This is a genomic window from Pantoea sp. DY-5 (genome assembly GCF_019795955.1).
Lineage (GTDB): Bacteria > Pseudomonadota > Gammaproteobacteria > Enterobacterales > Enterobacteriaceae > Pantoea > Pantoea leporis.
This window is the reverse complement of sequence record NZ_JAIMIE010000002.1, coordinates 600361-615721: the sequence shown is the minus strand read 5'-3', so window position 1 is coordinate 615721 and position 15361 is coordinate 600361. Positions and strand designations below refer to the sequence as shown.

16 protein-coding genes and 1 rRNA gene are annotated in these 15361 nt (G+C 53.1%); 1 reads left to right on the top strand and 16 read right to left on the bottom strand.

Translation table 11 applies throughout. The features are described from left to right. Positions 1 to 6: 6 nt before the first annotated feature. Positions 7 to 122 (top strand): 5S ribosomal RNA (gene rrf, locus K5Y30_RS11095). A 151-nt stretch (positions 123 to 273) separates the two neighbouring features. On the opposite strand, the gene K5Y30_RS11090 is transcribed toward rrf, so the two are convergent. The 16 genes from K5Y30_RS11090 to msrP form a co-directional block, all read right to left on the bottom strand. Beyond that, a complete protein-coding gene (locus K5Y30_RS11090) occupies positions 274 to 1035 on the bottom strand; it encodes an amino acid ABC transporter ATP-binding protein (RefSeq protein WP_304623900.1) in 762 nt (253 codons plus the stop codon). A gap of 8 nt (positions 1036 to 1043) precedes the next feature. Then, a complete protein-coding gene (locus tag K5Y30_RS11085; RefSeq protein ID WP_222185317.1) occupies positions 1044 to 2144 on the bottom strand; it encodes an amino acid ABC transporter permease in 1101 nt (366 codons plus the stop codon). A gap of 15 nt (positions 2145 to 2159) precedes the next feature. Beyond that, a complete protein-coding gene (locus tag K5Y30_RS11080; protein ID WP_110867453.1) occupies positions 2160 to 3338 on the bottom strand; it encodes an amino acid ABC transporter permease in 1179 nt (392 codons plus the stop codon). A 66-nt stretch (positions 3339 to 3404) separates the two neighbouring features. Further along, entirely contained in the window at positions 3405 to 4430 is a 1026-nt protein-coding gene (locus K5Y30_RS11075; RefSeq protein WP_101762828.1) for an amino acid ABC transporter substrate-binding protein, read from the bottom strand. Positions 4431 to 4972: 542 nt separating this feature from the next. Next, entirely contained in the window at positions 4973 to 5269 is a 297-nt protein-coding gene (fis, locus tag K5Y30_RS11070) for a DNA-binding transcriptional regulator Fis (RefSeq protein WP_007891954.1), read from the bottom strand. Positions 5270 to 5293: 24 nt separating this feature from the next. Further along, a complete protein-coding gene (gene dusB / locus K5Y30_RS11065; protein ID WP_176970593.1) occupies positions 5294 to 6259 on the bottom strand; it encodes a tRNA dihydrouridine synthase DusB in 966 nt (321 codons plus the stop codon). 310 nt (positions 6260 to 6569) lie between these two features. Next, entirely contained in the window at positions 6570 to 7310 is a 741-nt protein-coding gene (locus K5Y30_RS11060) for a carbonic anhydrase (protein WP_222211397.1), read from the bottom strand. Between the two features lie 115 nt (positions 7311 to 7425). Continuing rightward, a complete protein-coding gene (locus K5Y30_RS11055) occupies positions 7426 to 8115 on the bottom strand; it encodes a carbonic anhydrase (RefSeq protein ID WP_222211396.1) in 690 nt (229 codons plus the stop codon). 240 nt (positions 8116 to 8355) lie between these two features. Beyond that, positions 8356 to 9237, bottom strand: coding sequence for a 50S ribosomal protein L11 methyltransferase (gene prmA, locus K5Y30_RS11050; RefSeq protein ID WP_110867451.1), 882 nt, complete (start codon positions 9235 to 9237; stop codon positions 8356 to 8358). An 11-nt stretch (positions 9238 to 9248) separates the two neighbouring features. Then, complete coding sequence (gene panF / locus K5Y30_RS11045) at positions 9249 to 10694, bottom strand: sodium/pantothenate symporter (protein WP_101762832.1); 1446 nt, start codon at positions 10692 to 10694, stop codon at positions 9249 to 9251. After that, positions 10684 to 10926, bottom strand: coding sequence for a YhdT family protein (locus tag K5Y30_RS11040; protein ID WP_192412303.1), 243 nt, complete (start codon positions 10924 to 10926; stop codon positions 10684 to 10686). Before K5Y30_RS11040 ends, panF begins: the two co-directional genes overlap by 11 nt. Positions 10927 to 10998: 72 nt before the next feature. Further along, a complete protein-coding gene (accC, locus tag K5Y30_RS11035; RefSeq protein ID WP_008101999.1) occupies positions 10999 to 12348 on the bottom strand; it encodes an acetyl-CoA carboxylase biotin carboxylase subunit in 1350 nt (449 codons plus the stop codon). 11 nt (positions 12349 to 12359) lie between these two features. Further along, on the bottom strand, positions 12360 to 12830 hold the full coding sequence (gene accB / locus K5Y30_RS11030; RefSeq protein ID WP_101762834.1) for an acetyl-CoA carboxylase biotin carboxyl carrier protein: 471 nt from the start codon (positions 12828 to 12830) through the stop codon (positions 12360 to 12362). 21 nt (positions 12831 to 12851) lie between these two features. Continuing rightward, entirely contained in the window at positions 12852 to 13304 is a 453-nt protein-coding gene (aroQ, locus tag K5Y30_RS11025; protein ID WP_101762835.1) for a type II 3-dehydroquinate dehydratase, read from the bottom strand. Positions 13305 to 13536: 232 nt separating this feature from the next. Further along, positions 13537 to 14139 carry a protein-methionine-sulfoxide reductase heme-binding subunit MsrQ gene (msrQ, locus tag K5Y30_RS11020; RefSeq protein ID WP_101762836.1) on the bottom strand — a complete coding sequence of 201 codons (603 nt, stop codon included), beginning with the start codon at positions 14137 to 14139 and terminating at the stop codon, positions 13537 to 13539. After that, on the bottom strand, positions 14140 to 15144 hold the full coding sequence (gene msrP, locus K5Y30_RS11015) for a protein-methionine-sulfoxide reductase catalytic subunit MsrP (RefSeq protein WP_101762837.1): 1005 nt from the start codon (positions 15142 to 15144) through the stop codon (positions 14140 to 14142). Positions 15145 to 15361: the final 217 nt, after the last annotated feature.

Sequence of the window (15361 nt, the reverse complement as noted above, 5' to 3'; positions counted from 1 at the left end):
AATTTGCCTGGCGGCTTTAGCGCGGTGGTCCCACCTGACCCCATGCCGAACTCAGAAGTGAAACGCCGTAGCGCCGATGGTAGTGTGGGGTCTCCCCATGCGAGAGTAGGGAACTGCCAGGCATCAAACACAGAAGCCCTGAACGAAAGTTCAGGGCTTTTTTGTATGCGATAAAAGCTTCAATGCCACCCAAAAACGCCCCGATTCAAATTGTAGTTATAAAAAAGCCCCTGCTTTTCAGCAGAGGCGCTTCTTAATTTAACTCGCTGAATATCAGTGAATAACCTGCGAAAGAAACGCACGCGTACGTTCTGATTTCGGGTTGGCGAAGAACTCCTGAGGAGGCGCTTCTTCGACAATTTCACCGCGATCCATAAAGATCACGCGGTCCGCCACGGTACGCGCAAATCCCATCTCATGGGTAACACACAACATGGTCATGCCATCTTCTGCCAAGCCAATCATCGTATCGAGCACTTCTTTGACCATCTCAGGATCGAGCGCTGAAGTGGGCTCATCAAACAGCATAATTTTCGGCTTCATACAGAGTGAGCGAGCGATCGCTACGCGCTGCTGCTGACCACCCGAAAGCTGGCCAGGAAATTTATGTGCATGCTCAGCAATACGTACACGCTGAAGGTAATGCATGGCCAGCTCTTCCGCTTCTTTCTTCGGCATTTTGCGCACCCAAATCGGTGCCAGCGTACAGTTTTGCAAGACGGTAAGATGCGGAAAAAGATTAAAATGCTGGAAAACCATGCCGACTTCGGTACGAACACGTTCAATATTGCGCACATCGTGATTGAGATGGATACCATCCACCACGATGCGTCCTTGCTGATGTTCTTCGAGGTGATTGATGCAGCGAATAGTGGTCGATTTACCCGAACCGGAAGGTCCGCACAGTACGATACGTTCGCGTGGTTTTACTTTTAAATTGATGTCTTTCAGTACATGGAACTGACCGTACCATTTGTTAACTTTTTCGAGTGTAATCATCATGGCATCAGCCGCATTAGTCATAGTTTGTGTCATGTTAAACCTCAGTGCGATGCACGCCCGGTGTGAAAACGCTTCTCCAGATACTGGCTATAGCGCGACATGCTAAAACAGAAAATCCAGTAAACCATGGCAGCAAACACATAGCCTTCCGTCGACATCCCCAACCAGGTTGGGTCGACGGTGGCTTGCTGCACGCTACTGAAGAGATCGAATAGGCCGATGATGATCACCAGGCTGGTATCTTTAAACAGCGCAATGATGGTATTCACCAGACCGGGAATGGTCATCTTGAGCGCCTGCGGTAAAATTACCAGCATCTGGGTTTTCCAGTAGCCCAGCGACAGCGATTCAGCGGCTTCATATTGGCCTTTCGGTAGCGCCTGCAAACCGCCGCGCACCACTTCCGCAACATACGCAGACTGGAACAAGATCACGCCAACCAACGCACGCACCAGTTTGTCGATGGTAGTGCCTTCCGCCATAAACAGCGGCAGCATCACCGACGACATAAACAGCACGGTGATCAGCGGTACACCACGCCAAAACTCAATGAAGATGATCGAAAGTGTACGCACCACCGGCATTTCTGAGCGGCGTCCCAGCGCCAGTAAAATCCCCAACGGCAGCGCGCCGGCAATCCCCACTGAAGCGATAATCAGCGTCAATGTCAGGCCGCCCCACTGGCGAGTCTCTACGCGCTCTAAACCGAAATAGCCGCCATACATCAGGAACCAAACCACAATCGGATAGACCACCGCCCAACAGGCGATATAGCGACCACGACGCGGCATTGATTTGATGAACATCGGAATAATCGAGAGCAAGCCGATAACCAGAGATAGATTGATGCGCCAGCGCAGTTCATGCGGATAGAGGCCATACATAAACTGGCCAAAGCGTGCATGGATAAACACCCAACATGCGCCTTCTTTGGTGCAGTCTGCGCGCGTCTCACCAATCCAGTTAGCCTGAAATACCAGCCAATTCAGTGCCGGAGGAATCACGTTCCAAATAAGCCAGATGCTGAACAATGTCAGCAGCGTATTCAGCCAGCTGGAGAACAGATTTTTGCGTGCCCAGAGCCAAGCCTTGCTGAGTGGATGGGTCGGAATCGGCGGTGTTTCATGTGTAGTAACAGACATAATGATCCCGTTCTCTTAACGCTCAACCAGCGCAATTTTGCGATTGTAGAGGTTCATCAGCAGTGAAATGATCAGGCTGATAATCAGGTAAACCGCCATGGTAATCGCGATAGTTTCAATCGCTTGACCGGTTTGGTTCAGCACGGTACCGGCAAACAGCGAAACCATGTCTGGATAGCCGATCGCGGCCGCCAGCGATGAGTTTTTCACGATATTGAGGTACTGGCTGGTCAGTGGCGGGATAATCACACGCATTGCCTGCGGGATAATCACCTGACGCATGGTCACTGGATTAGGCAAACCCAGCGAACGTGCAGCTTCACTTTGACCATGTGGTACCGACTGAATACCGGAGCGAATCACTTCGGCGATGAACGACGAGGTATAAACCGACAGCGCGAGAGTCAACGCGGCGAGCTCAGGGATCATCACGAAACCGCCGCGGAAGTTAAATCCACGTAGTTCCGGCACATCCCAATGCATGGCAACGCCAAACAAGGTATGAGCAATCAGCGGCAGCAAAATCAGCAACCCAACCGCAGCCGGCCAGGTGCGACGCAGTTGGCCGGTTTTTAACTGATGCTTACGGTTGTAGCGGAACAGCGCCATGCAACCCAGCACCGCTAACGCCAGCGCGATCAGGAATGGCCATGTGCCAGGTGCGTACTCGGGCCACGGAATATACAAACCGCGATTGCTGACGAATGCCAAATCAAAAGCGTTGAGTGCCTGACGTGGGCCGGGCAGGTTACGCAGTACCGCGAAGTACCAGAAAAAGATCTGCAGCAGCGGCGGGATATTACGGAAGGTCTCGATATAAATGGTTGAAAGCTTGCGCAGCAGCCAGTTCTCAGACAAGCGAGCCAGGCCCACGGCAAAGCCAAGGATCGAAGCGAAAACAATACAGAGCGCGGAAACCAGCAGGGTATTGGTCAACCCCACCATAAACACGCGCGCATAGGTGTCGCCTTCGGTGTAATCGATCAGGTGCTGGACGATGCCGAAGCCGGCACTGCGATCCAGAAACCCGAATCCGGAAGTGATGCCACGATTGGCCAGGTTGATTACGGTGTTGTGGATTAAATATCCCACCACAGCAAGCACGGCAACAATCGCGACGATCTGGTAAAGCCAGGCGCGAACCGTAGGATTACCGAACGAAAAATCCCTTTTTACGGTTGGGCGTTGCGACATGTTAAAACCTCAGTGAAGATTACGCGTGGGCACCGCAGGATGCGGTGCCCGACTGGCAGAATGGAATTAACGAACTGGCGGAGCGTACTGGATGCCGCCCGCATTCCACAGCGCATTCTGGCCGCGCTTAATTTTCAGTGCGCTGTCTTTACCGACGTTACGGTCGAACACTTCCTGATAGTTACCCACTTGTTTGATGATGTTGTAAGCCCACTTGTTATCGAGCTTCAGGTCTTTACCGAAGTCACCTTCCGCGCCCAGCAGATGTGCCATATCCGGCGTAGTCGGTTTCGCTACCATGTCATCGACATTTTTAGAGCTGATACCCATCTCTTCCGCGTTCAGCATGGCATACAGCGACCATTTGACGATGGTGAACCAATCGTCATCACCGCGACGTACCACGGGCCCCAGCGGCTCTTTCGAGATCACTTCTGGCAGTACAATGAACTCGTCTGGCTTGCCAAGTTTGATACGCAGCGCATACAGCTGAGATTGGTCAGACGCGAGGGTGTCGCAACGGCCGCTGTCGAGCGCTTTAGCGGATTCGTCAGAGCGGTCGAAGGTGACTGGGGTGTACTGCATTTTATGGGTTTTGAAGTAGTCAGCCACGTTCAGCTCGGTATCAGTACCGGCCTGGATACACACGGTGGCGCCATCCAACTCTTTAGCACTTTTCAGACCGGCTTTCTGGTGCGTCAGGAAGCCGATACCGTCGTAATAGTTCACGCCTGCAAACAGGAAGCCCATGCCGCCATCGCGTGATGAGGTCCATGTGGTGTTACGAGATAAGATGTCTACTTCGCCAGACTGCAGCGCGGTGAAGCGTTCTTTCGCGGTCAGCGGGGTGTATTTCACTTTAGTTGCGTCGCCAAATACTGCGGCAGCGGCTGCACGGCATACATCCACGTCAATACCGGTGAATTTGCCGTTAGAGTCAGCATAAGAGAAGCCTGGCAGGCCGTCACTGATGCCGCACTGTATAAAACCTTTCTTCTTAATGGCATCCAGCGTGGTGCCAGCGTGCGCTTGTTGAGCAACAGCTAACAGCGAGGCTGCAGCGACCAGAGTGGAAAGCATCATCTTTTTCATAAAGCATCCTGTGTGGCGATATCGTGTGTTGTTATGTTTGCGCGCACTTTAATGTGCGCTGTTTTCTGTCTGTGGTGGTTAGCCATCCACAACTCTGCAAACCTGATGCCAGGTTTGCAGAATCCTGAATTCTCTGGAAAGATCTTTTAATAAACTGAAGCACTCAGAAGATTCTGGCTAATATGGCGCACCAAAAGGCAGCATGACGAGACGACACGATCACAAATAGTGCAAAAAGTTTCACTATATGGAAGCAGTGTGAGCTAACGCTCAGGAGTGGATGTATGAGTTTGCACGCTTACGGCCGAAGCGGTTGAGGATCACAGAGAAAGCGGGCTGAAGGGTGATGAAAGGATAAGTGAGCGCGTAATAAAGTGAGGGGAAATGCGTTGCTAAGAGGGATAGGATATCACTGCTGCAATTGCAACTATCGTTACCATTATCGCGCCAATTGTTTCATGCGTTTTTAACCTCAGGAAATTACCGGCAGCAGAAACAAAAACGCCAGCCGCAAGGCTGGCGTTATCGCAGCAACGAACAGATTAGTTCATGCCGTATTTTTTCAGCTTCTTACGCAGGGTACCGCGGTTGATACCCATCATCAGAGCTGCACGGGTCTGGTTGCCACGGGTGTACTGCATCACCATGTCCAACAGAGGCTGCTCGACTTCTGCCAATACCAGCTCATACAGATCACTCACATCCTGACCGTTCAGTTGAGCAAAATAGTTCTTCAGTGACTGTTTAACCGAATCACGCAGTGGCTTTTGGGTCACCTGATCCTGAGAGTTAACGGTAGAAACGGTGAGTACGTCAGAATTTACGCGTTGTTCGAACATAGTTCTTTCAGCTCTTTATTTCGTTTACGCAAGATTTTCGAAGTATGCCTCCAACGCCTCCAGCTGTTCGCTGGCATCCTCTATGGCGTTGAATGTGCGCCGAAACTGGTCATCAGGAGCACTTTCCTGCAAATACCAGGATACGTGTTTTCGGGCAATACGGTATCCTTTGCGCTGACCGTAAAAGTCGTGCAGCTCCCGTATATGTCCAATCAGCATTTGCTTCACTTCAGCCAGCGGCTTCGGTGCCAGCAGCTCCCCTGTGTCCAGATAATGCTGGATTTCCCGGAAGATCCACGGTCTTCCCTGAGCGGCACGGCCAACCATAAGAGCATCGGCTCCGGTATAGTCGAGCACCGCTCTGGCTTTATGCGGGTCAGTAATGTCGCCATTCGCGATAATCGGAATGGAAACGCTCTGCTTAACTGTCCGAATGCTGTCGTATTCAGCAAATCCCTCAAACAAACAGGCGCGCGTGCGGCCATGAATGGTGAGAGCCTGAATGCCACAGCGTTCAGCCAATTGGGCAATCTCTACACAATTACGATTTTCTTTGTCCCAGCCGGTGCGAATCTTCAGCGTAACCGGTACATCCACTGCATTGACGACCGCACGGAGAATCGACTCCACCAGTTGCGGATGTTGCAGCAGCGCTGAACCTGCCATCTTACGATTCACTTTTTTGGCCGGGCAGCCCATGTTGATATCGATAACTTGCGCGCCAGACGCCACATTAATGCGCGCGGCAGCAGCCATCTCATCAGGATCGCAACCGGCAATTTGCACGGCGCGGATACCAGGCTCGTCACTATGCACCATACGCAAACGGGATTTGTCACTGGCCCAAACTTCCGGGTTCGACGACAGCATCTCGGAGACAGTCATACCGGCGCCGTTCTCATAACACAGGGTGCGAAATGGCTTATCGGATACTCCGGCCATAGGCGCAGCAATGAGTCGATTACGTAGCTGATGTTGTCCAATGCGCATGAAAAAGAAGTGACCCTAACTGTTCGCAAGGCGGCGTATATTACGCATTTTTTAAAGAAGATGAAAGGCCAAACTTTGAACAATTCGCCGTGAGAGAGCAGGGAAATTAACTTATCAGACACAAAGATAAGCATTAATCATTATAATTCATACGATTAAAAAAATATGATGAAATTGTGTACAAAAATTTTTCTCAAAACATGACCGAAATCACAACATAAAAACCGTCACTTCCGGTAATTAGCCATAGAAATGACGGCAATGTGATTATTAATTGTACTAATTTATTAGCGTAGGGATTGCCAGTTCATCATTCGACAATCAGTCGACCATGTAATGGTTGCAGGGGACGATTATTACTGTGTTTCAGCGCCAGTTGGAAATGGTGCAACTGTGATTGGGAGAGCGTGACGGGATGCTTCATGATCAGCCAGCGTAAACCCTCGGTGCAAGGTGGAGTAGTCAGCGATCCACTAAAACGATAATAATGGCGATCCTCCGGGAAGAGGGGTTCTAAATCGATACGCTGTTTCACCACCACCTCATGATTTATCTGCTTAGGCATTGCGGTAATAATCGGATTAAGAGCGGTGTTTTCTTTGCCAACCTCGAACATCACGGCAATGACCGCTATTTCCCCATCGGCGTTTGCGTGAACGAAATGTGCTTCGAGCGGATAAGAGTGCCCGTCGATTTGATTCTCACTCGGCGTATGGAAATGATATTGCTTAAGGCGGAAGGTTTCGCCATCCAGCATAAAGTCATCTTCATCATCCACGTTCACTTGCAGTGTGTGCACGTTGTTGGTCAGGTTTTCTGCTGCGGCGTGAAACTCCAGCTTAAGGGGCGGCAGTTGACCATCTATGGTATGGCGAATATCAATTGGCGACTGAAACTTGCCGTTATGGCAGGTTTGAAAATCAGCAGAAAGTTCGGCCCAGTGCTCTGGGCCAGCGCTGCCTTCATAGCTCCAGTGTGGTGCGGAAGGGGAAGAAGCATGCGCGCTAATGCTGTAAGCCAACATTAAGCTAAGTAAAAGGGAGGGTTTCATTTTCAATCTCAGTAATAAGAATACCGGCAAGCGGCGTGCCGCAAATAATACGTGGCGATGGGAAAATGACTACCCTGCAAGCAGCTTCACAGGGTAGAACCAGACAAGGCTTGGGTCATTCGACGATCACACGACCATTAAGCGGCTGTACAGGACGACTGTTGCCATGCTGGCCTAAAAGAGTAGTGAACATTTTGAGCTGTTCAGCCGATGCCGAAACAGTTTGTTTCATCACAAACCAGCGCACACCTTCGGTGCAAGGCGGTGTCGTCAATGAGCCGCTGAAGCGATAGTAGTTCTTTTGACCCGGAATCAAAGCGCTGAGATTAAGTGGCTGTTGCAGCGCCGCCTCTTTGTTAACTTCAGGTGGCAGCTCACGCAGGATCTCCGCCAGCGCAGGGTTTTCTGCCCCGGCTTCAAACATCACGCCAACCACAGCCAGATGTCCCTCTTCGCTGGCATGGACGAAATGCGCGGCCAACGGAAAGCGTTTGCCATCAATCAGATTTTCGCTCGGCGTATGGAAGTGGAACTGACGCAGCGTATAAGCTTCGCCATCCAGCGCGAGCGCATCGCCATCTTTGACGTTGATCTGGATGGTGTGACCGTTATTGATGATGGATTTTTGTTTGGCTTGATAGCTCAACGTTAGCGGCGGCAATTGTCCATTCACCACCTTGCGGATATCGACAGGCGACTGGTTCACACCGCTTTTACAGGTGTGATAATCGGCGTGCAGATTGCCCCATTCATCCGGCGCTTCATAAGACCAGTTTGAGCTGTGAGCGTGCGCATACGATGCCATGCTTGTCAGCAGAGCGAGTAAGGAAAGTTTCTTTTTCATCATCCATTACTTTCAGCGATTTATCGAAGTGAAATGCCATTAAAGGCATTGCCAGCAGGGATAGCGCTATCGCCTGGAGCAGGATTGTAATGACTGAAATGTAAAGAAACGGCAAGGGTTGAGAAGGGCTGGCGCTTTAAGACGGGTCTCAGAAAATAGTACGGCTTGCCAGTCAGTTAGCCCGACTGGCAAGCGGGCAGGTTAGCGGCGCACGCCGGTGATGCGGCACCACTCTTCTTTCTCTGCAACCGCGTCGAGCTCAAAACGCTCGGCGTAGGCTTCACACACGCTTTCAGCCTGGCTCGCTAACACGCCGGACAATCCAAGATGACCGCCGGCTTTCGGCAGCACGCTAATCAGCGGTGCCAGCTCACGCAGCGGACCCGCGAGGATGTTGGCGACCACCACGTCAGCCTGCAAGTTTTCCGGCTGCTGGTGGGGCAGATAGAGCGCCAGACGCTCAGAGACGCCATTACGCTCGGCGTTATCACGGCTGGCCTGAATCGCCTGCGGATCGATATCAATGCCGATCGCCTGCGCCGCTCCCAATTTCAGTGCAGCGATAGCGAGGATGCCGGAGCCACAGCCAAAGTCGATCACCGTTTTGCCCTGCAGATCCAGGCCATCAAGCCAGGTCAAACACATCGATGTGGTAGGATGCGTGCCGGTACCAAAGGCGAGGCCCGGATCCAGCATCACATTGACGGCATTTGGATCCGGCACATCGCGCCAGCTTGGGCAGATCCACAGGCGCTCACCGAAACGCATCGGGTGGAAGTTATCCATCCATTCGCGCTCCCAGTCTTTATCTTCGATCTGCTCGATCTTATGGCGAAACGCGGATCCCAGCAGCGGATGCTGGCTTAACTCGGCCACCACATCGCTCATCTCGGTTTCAGCGTCGAACAGGCCGATGACATCGGTATCGCCCCACAGCAGCGTTTCGCCCGGCAGCGGCTCGTACACCGGATTGTCGTGCGTGTCCTGGAAAGTGACCGACACCGCGCCAACCTCCATCAGCGCATCGCTCAGGGTCTCGGCGTTTTCGCCGGTGCTGTTAATTTTGATTTGAATCCAAGGCATAGCGTTTCTCTTTATTCCAGTGCCGCGGCATGCGTTGCAGGCGTGCGGCCAAACAGATTACCCACCAGGAAGGCCAGCAGGCTTAAGGTCAATGACGGAACGATCGGGTGGAAGCCCCACCACTCAATATTCAGGCTGGCAAGCAGCGTATAGCATCCCGCGCCGACCAGCATGCCGCTGATCGCACCGGTGGAGTTGGCGCGCTCCCAGTACAAACCCAGCACCAGCGGCCACAGAAAGACCGCTTCAAGGCCACCAAATGCCAGCAGATTCAGCCAGATAATCATATCGGGCGGATTCCACGCTGCCAGCAATAGCAACACACCGAGTACGAAAGTGATGGTGCCTGACAACATGCGCAGGCGCGCTTCATTTTCACTGTGCTGCGGGGCAATACGCAGGTAGAGATCTTTGATCAGCGTAGCGGAGGATTGCAGCAACTGCGCGTTGATGGTCGACATAATGGCCGCCATCGGCGCCGCAAGAAATACGCCCGCCGCCATGGGCGGTAACACGGTAATCATCAGCGTAGGAATCACGCGATCGGGGATGGTGAGATCGGGCAAAATTACGCGCCCCAGCGCGCCGGCCAGATGCATACCAAGCATCAGGATCACCACTACAATGGTGCCGAGTACAATGCCACGATGCATGGCTTTGCTGTCTTTATAGGAAATACAGCGCACCGCGGTGTGGGGCAGACCAATCACCCCGAAACACACCAGCACGGCAAACGAGCTGAGGAAGGTTGGGTTGATGACATTGCCCACGCCTTCCGGTGAGGTCAGCTGCGGATCGATATCATGCAGTTTGGTCACTGCGGAGGCTAATCCGCCAGCGTGGTGAATCACTGCGAACAGCAGCAGGAAGGTGCCGATCAGCATTACCAAACCTTGCATCGCATCGTTCAGCACGCTGGCGCGGAAGCCACCGAAAGCGGTGTAGAGCGCGATGGTGCCGCCGAAGATCAGCAGGCCGGTGTCATAAGGAATGCCGGCCGCTGTTTCCAGCAGGCGCGCACCGCCGATGAACTGCACGGTCATTGCGCCGATAAACGCCACCAACAAACTGATGCTGGAGAGCCAAATCAGCAGCGTGCTGCCGTAGCGGCCATACAACATGTCGTTGAGCGTCACGGCGTTGTAGCGACGCGCCAGAATGGCGAATTTCTTGCCTAACACGCCAAGCGAAAGCCAGACGGCAGGCACCTGAATCATCGCCAGCAGCACCCAGCCAAGGCCATATTTATAGGCTGCGCCGGGGCCGCCAATGAACGAGCTGGCGCTGATATATGTGGTGGTGATGGTCATGGCCAGCACAAAGCCGCCCATCGAACGGCTGCCGAGGAAGTATTCGCTCAGGAAGTTGCCCTGACGCTGCTTGCGCATGGCAAACACCGACAGCGCGGCGATCAGCACCAGATAGGCCAACAGCGGAAGAATGATTTCAGAGTCCATCGTTATCCTCCAGCGACATGTCGCGGAACAGCACGCGCACCATCAGCCAGCACAACACAATAAACAGCAGCGGGGCGAACAAACACGAAAGCTCGAACCACCTTGGTAAGCCAAAGACGCCGATCTCATTGCCGCCCAGCCAGGCAGAAAGTCCCCAAACGGCAAGGTAGGCCAGCGTCAGATACAGTGACCAGCGCGCCTCTTTGTTCGCTTGTAAAAAACGCCAATCCATTATGTAACCTCAAAGGCGACAAAAATGAAAAAGGCCGGAGTTAACCGGCCTCTGCTTTGCTCTGCGCTGCAATTACTTCTCTTGCAGGCCGAGTTTTTTCTCCAGATAGTGGATGTTGGTGCCACCCTGCTGGAAGTTTTCGTCGGACATGATTTTCATCTGCAGCTCAATGTTGGTCTTGATGCCGTCGATGATCAGTTCCGCCAGCGCATTCTTCATGCGCGAGATTGCCACGTCACGGTTTTCACCGTAGGTAATCAGCTTACCAATCATGGAATCGTAGTACGGTGGCACGCTGTAACCGGCATAGATATGCGATTCCCAACGTACACCAAAGCCGCCCGGCGCGTGGAAACGGGTGATCTTGCCTGGGCTTGGCAGGAAGGTGTTGGGATCTTCGGCGTTGATACGGCATTCAACCGCATGACCGCGAATCACCACGTCTTCCTGTTTGATCGACAGCGGCTGACCAGCAGCAATACGCAGCTGCTCTTTGATCAGATCGACGCCGGTGATCATCTCGGTCACCGGATGCTCCACCTGAATACGGGTGTTCATCTCGATGAAGTAGAACTCACCGTTTTCGTACAGGAACTCGAAGGTACCCGCACCGCGATAGCCGATATCGATACAGGCTTTAGAGCAGCGCTCGCCGATGTAGCGACGCAGTTCCGGCGTGATGCCTGGCGCTGGTGCTTCTTCGACGACTTTCTGGTGACGACGCTGCATTGAGCAGTCACGTTCCGCCAGATAAATCGCGTTACCCTGGCCATCGGCCAGCACCTGAATTTCGATGTGGCGTGGATTCTCGAGGTACTTCTCCATGTAAACCATGTCGTTGTTGAAAGCCGCTTTGGCTTCCGCTTTCGTCATGTTGATGGATTGCTCAAGATCCTTGTCGCTGCGCACTACGCGCATACCGCGACCGCCGCCGCCGCCGGAGGCTTTGATGATCACCGGATAACCGATGCGCTTAGCGAAAGCACGGTTTTTTTCCATGTCGTCGGTCAGCGAGCCATCAGAACCTGGCACGGTGGGCACGCCCGCTTTCTTCATGGCGGTGATGGCAGACACTTTATCGCCCATCAGGCGAATGGTGTCGGCTTTCGGGCCAATGAAGATAAAGCCTGAACGCTCAACCTGCTCGGCGAAATCGGCGTTCTCAGAGAGGAAGCCGTAACCCGGGTGGATCGCGACCGCGCCAGTAATTTCAGCGGCGGAGATCAGTGCCGGGATGTTCAGGTAGCTTTTGACTGAAGGTGGCGGGCCGATGCAGACGGTCTCGTCTGCCAGCAGCACGTGCTTCAGGTCACGGTCCGCGGTGGAGTGCACGGCAACAGTCTTAATGCCCAGCTCTTTGCAGGCACGCAGAATGCGCAGCGCGATCTCACCACGGTTAGCAATGACAATTTTATCCAGCATGCTTCGCCTCGTTATTCGATGATGACCAGCGGCTCGTCAAATTCAACCGGTTGGCCGCTTTCGACCAGAATCGCCTTCACAACGCCGGATTTGTCGGCTTCGATCTGGTTCATCATTTTCATCGCTTCAACGATGCACAGGGTGTCGCCGGCATTCACTTTCTGACCAACTTCAACGAAAGCTTTCGCGTCCGGGCTTGGCGTGCGATAGAAAGTGCCGACCATTGGTGAACGCACGATGTGGCCACTGATTTCTGGTTTAGCGGCTTCTGCTGCAACCGGTGCGGCAGGCGCCACCGCGGTAGACAGCGCAGGCTGCTGCTGCATCATTGGCGCAGCATAAGCCTGCTGCATCATTGGGTAGCCGGCATTTGCAGGTGAACGGCTGATACGAACGGACTCTTCGCCCTCGGAGATTTCCAGCTCGGAGATGCCAGACTCTTCAACCAGTTCGATCAGTTTCTTAATTTTACGAATATCCATGAGTGTGGTTCCGTACTCTGTTTAATTGGAATGTGACAGGCGTTTTACTGCCGTTTGTAAAGCCCATGCGTATCCATCAGCGCCAAGTCCACAGATGACGCCGGCAGATACATCGGAAAGATAGGAGTGATGTCGGAACGGTTCGCGTGCATGTACGTTCGAGAGATGCACCTCAATAAAAGGAATGCTAACCGCCAACAGGGCATCACGCAGTGCAACGCTGGTATGCGTGAACGCAGCAGGATTGATGATGATGTAATCCACGTTGCCGCGAGCTTCGTGAATACGGTCAATCAACTGAAACTCTGCGTTCGATTGCAAATGACTCAATTTCACATGGTGCTGATCGGCCTGTTGCGTCAGATCGCCGACGATTTGCGCCAGCGTGGTGTGACCATACTTATCAGGCTCGCGCGTTCCCAATAGATTCAGGTTGGGACCGTTCAAAAGCAGTATGTGAAATTTGTGCGCCATCTTGCTGCTATCTCCTGCAATCAGTAAGGCATCGCGTAAAATACCGCGACATCTTGCGTTTGTCACCCTTGTGGATGAAAAACCAGACTTCGCTTGCAATAAAGCCGGGCATTATATCCGTTTCGTCGACATTCGCAGCAAAATACTGGTCTTATCTGCGAAGTTGATCGAATGCGGCCCGAAGGCCACACTTTTTAACAGATCTCGCGGGAGGAACACAACCGTGCGGGGATTATCTGGGAAGAAGTTTACGCAACTTATTGTAACGCCACGCTAACAGCGCAATGGCCAGCACGGCGTAGATCACCGGCTGCGGGGAGAGCACTTTCACTGACCAGATATAGTGAATCGGCACGAGGATCGCGACCAGATAGACGCCGTTATGCAGCGTTTGCCAGCGACGCCCCAGTTTGCGCTGCATGCGCTGGAATGAGGTGATGGCGAGGGCGAAGAGAATAATCCAGCTGATCATCCCCAGTAACAAATAAGGACGCGAAACCAGCTCGCTGCCGAGTAAACGCAGATGATCGTAGCCAAGTTCCAGCAGGTAGTAGCTGGTAAGGTGCAAACTGGCCCAGGCGAAACACCACACGCCAAGCAGGCGGCGAGTGCGAATCAGCAGCGGCTGTTTCAGGTAGCGTGTCAGTGGGCTGACCAGCAGCGTGGCGAGCAGCAACTTAAGCGCCATTCTGCCGGTAAAATGCTGGATATCTTTCGCCGGATCAGCGCTCAGCCAGCCCTGACTCGCTGCCATAAACAGATACACAAACGGCAGAAAAGCCGCCAGATGCAGCACGACTTTTAACGCGGTGATGTGACGTAAAGAGAGGCGCACTCAATAGTTCTCCCGTAAATCCAGGCCGCGATACAGCGACGCCACCTCTTTCGCGTAGCCGTTGAACAGCAGCGTAGGTTGGCGATCAACCTTCAGAATGCCGCCCGCGCCGATAAAGCGCTCGGTTGCCTGCGACCAGCGCGGATGATTCACATGCGGGTTCACATTGGCGTAGAAACCATACTCATTGGCGGCGATCTGGCTCCAGGTCGTTGGCGGGCGATCGTGCGTCAGCGTAATCTTCACAATCGATTTAATCCCTTTGAAGCCATATTTCCACGGCACCGTCAGGCGAATCGGTGCGCCATTCTGCGGCGGCAGCGCTTTGCCATACACGCCGGTACTCAGCAGCGTCAGCGGATGCATCGCTTCATCAAGACGCAAGCCTTCCACATAGGGATAATCCAGCCCGCCGCCGATAAAGCGATCTTTCTGACCCGGCATTTGGTCAGGTGCGTACAGCGTTTCAAACGCCACAAAGCGCGCATTGCTGGTGGGTTCAGCCAGTTTGAGCAGCTTGTTGAGTTCAAAACCGACCCACGGAATCACCATCGACCAGGCTTCGACACAGCGCATGCGGTAGATGCGCTGTTCCATGGCGAAACGCTTGAAGATGTCATCCATATCCAGCGTGATAGGTTTGGCAACTTCGCCTTCGATACGCAGCTTCCACGGATCGGTTTTCAGCGTGCCAGCGTTGGCAGCAGGATCGGCTTTATCAAGGCCAAATTCATAGAAGTTGTTATAACCTGACACCTTATCAAACGGCGTGAGCGGCAAATCGGCTTGCCATTCAGCCGGTTTAGTAAAATCTAAATCACGGCCAGCGGGCGCGGGCGGACGATCATTGCCTTTAAACCAACTCAGCACATCGGCTTGCGCGGTGCCGGGTAAACTGGCTGCTGCTGCGCCTAATCCCAACGCTTTCAGCACCTGACGGCGGCGCATATTAAAGACGCTTTCTGGCGTGACGTCGGCTTCTGTGAGCAAGTGCTTCAGGTTCATGACGTTCTCCTGTGAATAGTAAGTTATAACCAGCATGCTCAACTTCAGCGTCAGGCGCGAACTTGCGGGGAAAAATGTGAAATTTCCTGGCGCATCGCCCTCTTTGAGAATAGGACGAAAAAGCCCATAGCAAAGTCAGGCCATCACGGTTTAACGCTATACTCGCGCCGTAGCGCTTATCATGCTGTGTTATGTGCGATTTTGATGCCAGTCTGGC

Coding starts and splice junctions, on each gene's coding strand:
- fis (WP_007891954.1), bottom strand. CDS start 5,269: ATGTTCGAACAACGCGTAAATTCTGACGTACTCACCGTTTCTACCGTT.
- K5Y30_RS11085 (WP_222185317.1), bottom strand. CDS start 2,144: ATGTCTGTTACTACACATGAAACACCGCCGATTCCGACCCATCCACTC.
- aroQ (WP_101762835.1), bottom strand. CDS start 13,304: ATGGCGCACAAATTTCACATACTGCTTTTGAACGGTCCCAACCTGAAT.
- K5Y30_RS11090 (WP_304623900.1), bottom strand. CDS start 1,035: ATGACACAAACTATGACTAATGCGGCTGATGCCATGATGATTACACTC.
- K5Y30_RS11040 (WP_192412303.1), bottom strand. CDS start 10,926: ATGGATTGGCGTTTTTTACAAGCGAACAAAGAGGCGCGCTGGTCACTG.
- K5Y30_RS11055 (WP_222211396.1), bottom strand. CDS start 8,115: ATGGCATCGTATGCGCACGCTCACAGCTCAAACTGGTCTTATGAAGCG.
- K5Y30_RS11075 (WP_101762828.1), bottom strand. CDS start 4,430: ATGAAAAAGATGATGCTTTCCACTCTGGTCGCTGCAGCCTCGCTGTTA.
- dusB (WP_176970593.1), bottom strand. CDS start 6,259: ATGCGCATTGGACAACATCAGCTACGTAATCGACTCATTGCTGCGCCT.
- K5Y30_RS11060 (WP_222211397.1), bottom strand. CDS start 7,310: ATGAAACCCTCCCTTTTACTTAGCTTAATGTTGGCTTACAGCATTAGC.
- panF (WP_101762832.1), bottom strand. CDS start 10,694: ATGGACTCTGAAATCATTCTTCCGCTGTTGGCCTATCTGGTGCTGATC.
- prmA (WP_110867451.1), bottom strand. CDS start 9,237: ATGCCTTGGATTCAAATCAAAATTAACAGCACCGGCGAAAACGCCGAG.
- msrP (WP_101762837.1), bottom strand. CDS start 15,144: ATGAACCTGAAGCACTTGCTCACAGAAGCCGACGTCACGCCAGAAAGC.
- accC (WP_008101999.1), bottom strand. CDS start 12,348: ATGCTGGATAAAATTGTCATTGCTAACCGTGGTGAGATCGCGCTGCGC.
- K5Y30_RS11080 (WP_110867453.1), bottom strand. CDS start 3,338: ATGTCGCAACGCCCAACCGTAAAAAGGGATTTTTCGTTCGGTAATCCT.
- accB (WP_101762834.1), bottom strand. CDS start 12,830: ATGGATATTCGTAAAATTAAGAAACTGATCGAACTGGTTGAAGAGTCT.